This is a genomic window from Thermogutta sp. (assembly GCF_014359955.1).
Taxonomy (GTDB): Bacteria; Planctomycetota; Planctomycetia; order Pirellulales; family Thermoguttaceae; genus Thermogutta.
On sequence record NZ_JACIYL010000155.1, the window covers coordinates 1 to 7,392 of the forward strand.

The window sequence follows — 7,392 nt, forward strand, 5'->3', positions numbered from 1 at the left end:
CGCCGTGGTCGTGTTGACGCGGAATTCATTGGAAAGGGCCTGGCCATAAGCGTTGTACAATCGAGCATAGACACCGTCCTTATCGCCGTCCTGGCCATAGCTGCTCCAAGTAACCACGAACTTGCCCGAGGCACTCACAGCCACACGCGGGTTGTATTGGGCATTGTTGCGATACTGATTGACGCGGAACTGATCGCCCAGCGGATTTCCGAATCGGTCGAACATCCGCGCCCAGACGCCGTCCACATCGTCCGCGCCTTGTCCCGCCCAAACCACAATGAAGTTCCCCGCGCTGTCCATCGCGACAGCAGGCTGGGTCTGGTTGCCCGTTTCGTAAGTATTGACGATGAATTCCGTCCCCTGCGGTTCGCCCCGACGATTGTAGCGCTGCGCGATGATGTTCGTATTCGTCGTGTTTGCGTCGGCACCCTGTCCAACGCTCACCCACACGACGACATAGTCCCCGTTTGCGTTCATGGCCACAGCGGGCAGGGATTGATCGCCGGCCAGCGTGGTGTTCACCACGGGGTTGATATCGGTATCTCCGGGAGTGCCGGGTGTTCCAGGACCAATTCCACTGCCCTGCCCCACAATGAAGGTCCGCACGAAACCGAGCCCGGCCGCCGTGCCCGAAACTCCGTCGCGATCTCCATCCAGTTGGAATCCGATCACGGGATCGGTGACCCGGAAATACGGATAAGCATCCGTCATCAAGTCACCCACGAGAAGCTGGTAATCGCCGGAAGGCAGCGGGTCATTGATCGGACTGTCGGGATTTCCGTCCAGCGTCAACACCGCTTCCCATTTGCGGGTCACAGGATTCAGGCTGAAGCTCACCGACTTCACCGCCCCCACCACCTCCTGGCCATTCCGGAACAGCCGCCAGTTCTGAACATTGAGAACGCTGTCCGGCCCAGGTATGTCGCCCCCATCATATATCCCGTTGTTGTTCGCATCCGACAGCCGCTCCGACATCTCCTCGCTCAACTGCACAATCAGTTGGCTCGGACCCGTCGTCACACGGCTCCCCTCCGTGATCAACTGCCGATCCCCCGTCCACACCTTCGTCACGATCGGCGCCGCAATGTCATCCAGCGTCAAGTGGTTCCGGCTGTCAAACCGGTACACCGTCGTCAGCGACGGATTCGTCGCACTCGGACCCGTAAACACCACAATAAAGTTCCCGTCCGCGTCCGAGGCCACCGACGGTATCCACTGCCGACCCGCCACCACCTGATTCACCCGACGCTCACCACCCAGCGGATTCCCCGCACTGTCAAACCGCTGATAGAACACTCCCGATTCCGCCAGGTCCTCCTCGTCCCGCTGCGTCCCATAGCCACTCCACGCCACCACAAAATTCCCCACCCCATCCATGGCTATCGAGGAAAACCGCTGATCCCCCTGGATCGTCGTGTTCACCGCAATGTCCGCCGGCAATCCCACCCATGCCCCCGTCGTCGGATCCGGCGCATACACCTGCGCAAACACCCCCGTCCCCTGCGTGTCCAAACCCGTCCAGGTCACCGCCAACCGATTCCCACCCGGCGCCAACGCAATGTCCGGGTTCGTCTGCTGACCCGCCAGCCCCACATTCACAATCGTCTCCGGCAGGATCACCGCCCCCGACCAGTTGAACATCGCCACCGCAATGTCCGTGTCCAATGCCCCCACTACCGTCTGCCAGGCCACCGCAAAATTCCCACGGTAATCCATCGACACGCTCGGCAACGTCTGGTCGCCCACCACCGTCGTGTTCACCTGGAACTCCGCCCCCACCGCCTGGCCGTTCTCATCATACCGCCGGGCAAAAATCCCCCAACTCGGTACCGTCGAGCCGGCTTCCTGCCCCAGGCTCGCCCACACCACCACAAATCGCCCCTCCGCGTCCATCGCCACGTCCGACCACTTCTGATCGTTGGTCGTGATCGTGTTCACCAGGAACGCATCCCCCAGCGGCTGACCATTCGCCGCAAACCGCCGCGCATAGATGTCGGCATTCCCGTTCCGGGTGTTCGTCCACGTGATCACAAAGTCCCCGTCCGGTGTCATCGCCACCGACCCAAACTGCTGGTCATCGTTGGCAAACACCGAACTCGTCGTCACCACCATCGCCGGCGCATTGTCAATCTCCGACGCATCAATGACACCGTTGTTATCGAGGTCCAGATCCGCCGGAGTCCCGTCCCGATCAAACATCCGGAAATACACCCGATTCCGTCCGCTCCCGTCCGTCTGCGTCCATACCACCACATAATCCCCATCCGCATCCCGCGCCACCGCATTCGGACTCTCCGGCTGCGTCCGCGCATTCTGCGTCAACACCCCGGGGATCACCGTCGCATCCTGACCAGGCACGCCCCCCACCACACGGAAATTCCGCACAAATCCAAGCTGCCCTCCAGCCGTCCCCGGAACTCCATCCCGGTCACCATCCAATTGCAACCCCGTCACCGGATCGCTCACCCGGAAATACGGATAAGCGTCCGTCATCACGTCCATCACCAACAACTGATAGTCCCCAGGCACCAACGCCTCGCTCGCCGACGTATTCGGGTCGCTGTCCAAAGTCAGTACCGCCTCGTACCGCCGCATCACCGCGTTGTACCTGAACTGCACATCCTTGATCGCCCCCACCACCTCCTGGCCATTCCGGAACAGCTTCCAATTCCGCAAATTGAGGACGCTGTCCGTCCCCGGACCATCCCGGTCGTCAATCAGCCCGTCCCCATTAATGTCCGCCAGCCGTTGCGACATGTCCTCGCTGAACACCACCACCAACTGCTGCGGACCAGGCGTCACCCGGCCTCCCTCCAGCACCAGGCCACCCATCCCCGTCAAAACCTTCGTCACAATCGGTGCAGAGACATCCCCCTGGTTCAAATACACCCGGCTGTCAAACCGGTACACCGTCGTCAGCGACGGATTCACCGAACTCGGTCCGGTGAACACCACAATAAAGTTCCCATCCGCATCCGCCCCCACCGATGGCGCCCACTGCCGCCCCGCCACCACCTGGTTCACTCGACGCTCGCCACCAACCGCATTCCCCGCCGCGTCAAACAACCGATAGAAAACGCCCGACTCCAGTTGATCCTCCTGACCCGGCTGGTCCCCAATCCCGCTCCAGCTCACCACAAACGCCCCATTCACCGCCATCGCCACCGACGCATACCCCTGCTCGCCCGTCACGCTCACGTTCACCCGCTGCCCGGTCTGCACCGCCAGCCAGCTCTGCGTCGCGGCGTCCCACTGCAACACATCCACGAACACCCCATTGCCGTTCCCGTCCGGACCCATCCAGCTCACCGCCAGCGTCTGCCCCGAACCCGCCATCGCCACGTCCGGATAGGCCTTCTGGCCAATCACCGTCGTGCCAATCGGGAGCTCGGCCGCCTGCTGCGCGACCCCCGCCGCCGTGAAGGTCCGCAACGCAATCCCGCCCGCCGTCTGCCAAGCCACCGCAAAATTCCCACGGTAGTCCATCGACACGCTGGGCAACGTCTGGTCACCCACCACCGTCGTGTTCACCTGGAACTCCGTGGCATCCAGCGCCTGTCCCTGCTGATCGAACCGCCGGGCAAAAATCCCCCAGCCCGACGCCGACCCACCAGGCTCCTGGCCCCAGCTCGACCACACCACCACAAAATTCCCCTCCGCGTCCATCGCCACGTCCGACCACTTCTGGTCGTTGGACGTAAACGTGTTCACACGGAAGGCATCCCCCAAGGGTTGGCCGTTAGAACCAAACCGCCGCGCGTAAATGTCGGCATTCCCATTCCGGGTGTTCGTCCACGTGATCACAAAGTCCCCGTCCGGCGTCATCGCCACCGACCCAAACTGCTGGTCATCGTTGGCAAACACCGAACTCGTCGTCACCGCCATCGCCGGCGCATTGTCAATCTCCGACGCATCAATGACACCGTTGTTATTGAGGTCCAAATCCGCCGGCGTCCCGTCCCGATCAAACAGCCGGAAATACACCCGATTCCGTCCGCTCCCATCCGTCTGCGTCCATACCACCACATAATCCCCGTCCGCATCCCGCGCCACCGCATTCGGACTCTCCGGCTGCGTCCGCGCATTGACCGGCAAAACCGGTGTGTCCTGGGCAGGCACGGTCACGTGGAAGGAGAGGGTGGTATTGGCACCCGCCGGCACAAAACCGGTGGAATTTAAGGGATTTCCCGCCTTGTCTCGAATCCCTGAGTTCGCTCCTGACGGCGCACGAATGACAATTTGATAGTCACCGTCAGCAAGTCCAGGCGTGCCGGGTTCCAGAGCGCCATTGCCATCCAGGGTGAGGACAGCCTCCCACTTGTTTGTGGGGAGCGCATAGAGGTTGTAGACTCCATCGGGATTGCCGTCTCCGTCGATATCGTACGGCTTCCCGTTGAGCAGCGACGCGGCGTTCATGCCAAATTCAACTTTGACCACGCCGTGCGGAATCTCCACGCCGTTGCGGAGAAGCACGAAGTTGTCGGGGTTGAGCACACTATCCAGGAGGGTCTGAGGGTCACCTCCCAGCAGTTCCTCGTTAAACGTGATGACCACCTGCGAAATGGACCCCTGCACATTCGCGCCACCCCACAGACTCGTTCCGGTCGGCGCAAGGATGTCGGTGACGAACGGCCCGGCCGTGTCGGCGGTTTCGCGAAATTGCCGGTAGCGAATCGTCGCGTTCGTCAAACTTCCATTCGTGTTTCTCTCCATTTGGGTGTAGGCGATGACGAAGGAGCCTTCCGGCGTCACACCGATCGACGCCCAGCCTTGTTCCGTTCCCGCATCGCCGTAGGTCTGCGCAATCATGAGCGGCGGTGGGACATCCTGTCCACCCGCACGACCGGGGAAAATACCCGTAATGGTAAATGGCCAGTCGTGGCTCGCACCCTGGAAGGTCACTTCATAGATGGTGTACTGATTGGGGTCGGCCACGGGGATTTCCCACGGTGTCCCAACCCGGCTGGCCACTTCAAAGGGGCTGATGATCCGCACGTCGATCGGCCCTTCGTACGTCGGCTCAGCCCAGGCAGTCCCGGTCCGGGCGGCTCCCTCCAGGACCTCGTCGATGCGGTCTCGGGTGAGCGTGCGATTCCACACCTGGTTGGTCTGAATGTTGTTAACCGTGACATCCTCAAAGCCACCAATGCCCGTCCGCCAAATCCGAATGATAAACGATTCCCAATTCAGGGAATTGTCCATCAGGATGAGATACCGGGTGTTGTGGCCATCCCGGAGTGTATTGGCCACGCTGTCACTGAAGAGTGTCCCATAAGACATCGTGGGATCGGCGTCGAACCGGCTGAACATGACGCCGTTCGCCTCGCCGCGAAGGAGACCGGCCACCCCCTCCAGAATCGCGCGCAAGCGTCCCACCTGTTGTGGCGTGGCTCCTCGATTGAGCGCGCGAACAAGAATCGCGTCGATGACGCCGTCCACATCGCCATTACTCGGGCTACCCGCAGAAAACAGGGTTTCCGTTTGGGGATCAAAGTAATTGAGGAGATCAGCGTTTGTCTGAGAGTTGATCTGAGCCAGCAGGAGTTGCCGCACTGCCTGAGTAAACCCGCGCGCGTTTTCCGAGACATCCGGCCCATACCCGTCGTAGGCGACAATCAGATCCCCGTCGGCATCCAGTCCGCCGCCACCTTCAAACTGCGCTAACGGCCATAACGGGGTGGAGCCGGGATTGAAAGACGCACTATTGGGTCGGAACGTGTCGCGAATGACGTTGCCGTTCAAATCATAAACGATCGCGCGGACACCAATACTCGTCTGCCCGGTGCTATCCGCATCTGCGACGGCGCTCCAGGTGACCAGGAAATGGTTGGCCGAATCAAACGCGACCGTGGGGTTGCCCCCACCCCCAACGCCAAATTGAGGAAGAATGACCTGTCCCGCAAGATCGTAACCTTTGGCCTGGATGGTTGTGGCATACGGCGCGCCTGTCAAATAGTTGACGTCCGTGGTCCGCTCCCACGCGATGACAAACTCACCCGTTCGCGACATCCCCACGGCCGGATTGAGGTAAACCGCCGTATCCTCTGTATTGACGAGAAATTCACTCCCGATTCTGTTGCCATCCCGACTGAAAATCTGCGCACGAATTCCGTTGTAGAAGCTGAAGTCCTGCGCACTGTTGGCCCAGGCGATGACAAAATTACCCGCCAAGTCCATGGCCACGGCGGGAGCAAACTGTGCCCGCAGGGTCTCTGTGTTCACCCGGAATGTGAACGGATCCTGGCCAGGCTGAAGCTGCGATGAGACATTTGCCAAAACCCCCAAGGGGGTGCCCTCAACAGGATCGACGTACTGGAGGATTGCGTCGGCCAACCCGTTGGGCCCGGAGAAAGACTGGCGGAAGCTGATGCGGAACTGATAGGGATCCGTGGAGGAGGCCACGGTCACGCTGACGTCCTGGAATCCTGCCACCACCAGAGCGCCCTGAATGTTGGCCGCCGTGGTGGCCAGATTCGTGCTGTCAAAGACGATGTCATCGGTTGTCTTCCCAGCCACGCTCAGCCGGAACCGACCAGCCAGGGTCCCGGGGACAAGGCTATCCACCGTCAGCGTTTGAACCACCGTATTGAGCGGCGAAACCAACGGAATGACACCGTCGATCGGGGTCTCCGGCGTGCCGTCGGCGTTCATGTCCACCACGAATTGCGACACACCCAGGACGGCATTTCCCACCGGCCGGAAGCGACGAGCGAAGATGTCGCTCACACTGCCATAGGCGTAGCTGTCGGGAACCTTGCTTTCCCACACAATGATGAAGTCCCCGTCGGGGTCCATGGCCACCGCCGGGTTGATCTGATCGTATTTATCCGGCCCGGGGGTGAACGGGTCGTCCGGCTCCTCGGGGTTCACCCGGAACTCCGGACTCGACTGCTTGATGGTGACGACCGAAGCCTCCGGCGACGGCAGGAGATTGTTGCCCAGCTCGTCGGTCACAGATGCAATGATGAACTCCGGATGATCGAGCTTGCTCGAATCGCCCACAAACCGGATGTCAAACGTCGTCGCATTGACGGCCGTGACCTGCACCTGGGGCACAGCGGCGGCCACCGTGATCGGGTCCGTGTAGGGACCTTCCACAGAACTGGGCACGCGATCAGGCGGCGGGAAATCGATGGGGCCCATCGCGTAGGCTTTGAGGCGGGTATTGAAGGCCTGCTCCAGCGCCTGGGCCGTTAGTTGCGGATTGGTCGGCGAAACGGGAATATTCGAAATGAGAATCGGTTCCCGGACCGTGGAGACCTGCACAGCCGGATAAAATCCGCTGGAAAAGTTCACGGTACCGACAGAGAGCTTCGGTTGATTGACCCCCAGCGCGGCGCTGCCATATTCAATCAAAAATTCCTTGGCGTTGATCGGGGTCACCTTGGCGTT

The 7,392-nt window shown here is 60.9% G+C and carries 1 protein-coding gene; it reads right to left on the reverse strand.

Features of this window, described 5'->3' with window-relative positions:
• A partial coding sequence (locus H5U08_RS06790; RefSeq protein WP_297031522.1) for a hypothetical protein occupies window positions 1–7,392 on the reverse strand: 7,392 nt, incomplete at both ends.